Annotated in this window: 2 protein-coding genes and 1 pseudogene; all 3 read right to left on the bottom strand. The window is 42.0% G+C overall.

Annotated elements, in window-relative coordinates:
* Positions 1–196 (bottom strand): annotated as a pseudogene (locus AB5935_RS28325) (OmpH family outer membrane protein); the annotation flags it as partial.
* Positions 171–596: an ExbD/TolR family protein gene (locus AB5935_RS28320; RefSeq protein ID WP_004307631.1), complete on the bottom strand. Its 426-nt coding sequence runs from the start codon at positions 594–596 to the stop codon at positions 171–173. The pseudogene AB5935_RS28325 and the gene AB5935_RS28320, both read right to left, overlap by 26 nt.
* A gap of 4 nt (positions 597–600) precedes the next feature.
* Positions 601–1,010: ExbD/TolR family protein (locus AB5935_RS28315; protein ID WP_368328145.1), on the bottom strand; the 410-nt coding region annotated here is incomplete at its 5' end.

The raw sequence follows: 1,010 nt of genomic DNA, 5'->3' as shown, positions 1-1,010 counted from the left end.
GTTCCTGTTTTACCTTTTCCGTCAAACTCTTTCTGGACTTTTGATTTTTCTGCTGTTTCATTTGCAAATCCATCGCCTCCTGATCCGGAGACGGCATCTTCCAAATATAGAGTGCTCCGCCCACAAAACAAATCAATGCTATCATCCATGATAGGATAACCGTCAGACGGCTACTCCCTGTTGTAGTTCTCGTCATACGTCCTGATTCCTATATTAGTTAAGTTATAAAACTGGCAAGCATCCATCACTTCTACAAAACGTCCGAACGGAGTATGCCTGTCCATATCAATGCGAATACGCTTTCCCGGGTCAGTGATACATGTCTGCCGTAACTGTTCCATCATAAAATTGGTAGAACAAGGTTGCCCATCCCAATAAAAATTACCATCGGCATCCAATCCTACAATAGCCTGCTTATCATCCGGCTTCAATTTAACAGCCGATTGTGAAGTTGGCAGATCAACGGGAATATCCCTATTTTTCACTTTCGTCATGGTAGATACCAGAAAGAAAATAAGCAGAAGAAACACACAGTCGATTAAAGGAGACATAGAAACTTCCGGTTCGTCCTCGTTATTAAATAATGATAGTCTCATAGGCTTAATAAGGTTTGCTTCCAAGGCGTACACGTGTATGTGTAAAGCCCTGTATTTGACATTGGTCGAAGATCTCTATCACTGTGCTTACCGGTACAGTACGATAGGCCGTCACATCGATATTTGTTTCCACTCCCCGACTATTGCGTAATTCAGAAAGAAAAGCGCTTAAATCTTTTACAGGCAAGTAAGTACTTTCCCCCGAATAGGCATCGTGCCCAACTACCTGATACACATTCTTCTTTTCATCTACTGCGATAATCACCGCTTCCTTGCCTGCCCGTGTAGTGGAAAGGCTTGAAGTCATTGTAGGAAGCGTTAACGGAATCTGCATTTCCCATTTTTTCATCATCGTAGTTACTAAAAAGAAAATGAGCAGCAAGAACACACAATCTATCAAAGGAGACATTTGGA

The sequence above is a fragment of the Phocaeicola sp. RTP21198st1_B8_RTP21198_201120 genome (genome assembly GCF_040929485.1).
In the GTDB taxonomy this organism is placed as follows: Bacteria; Bacteroidota; Bacteroidia; order Bacteroidales; family Bacteroidaceae; genus Phocaeicola; species Phocaeicola dorei.
Note: the sequence above shows the minus strand (reverse complement) of the source record. Positions and strands in the feature narration are given on the sequence as shown.

Coding starts and splice junctions, on each gene's coding strand:
- AB5935_RS28320 (WP_004307631.1), bottom strand. CDS start 596: ATGAGACTATCATTATTTAATAACGAGGACGAACCGGAAGTTTCTATG.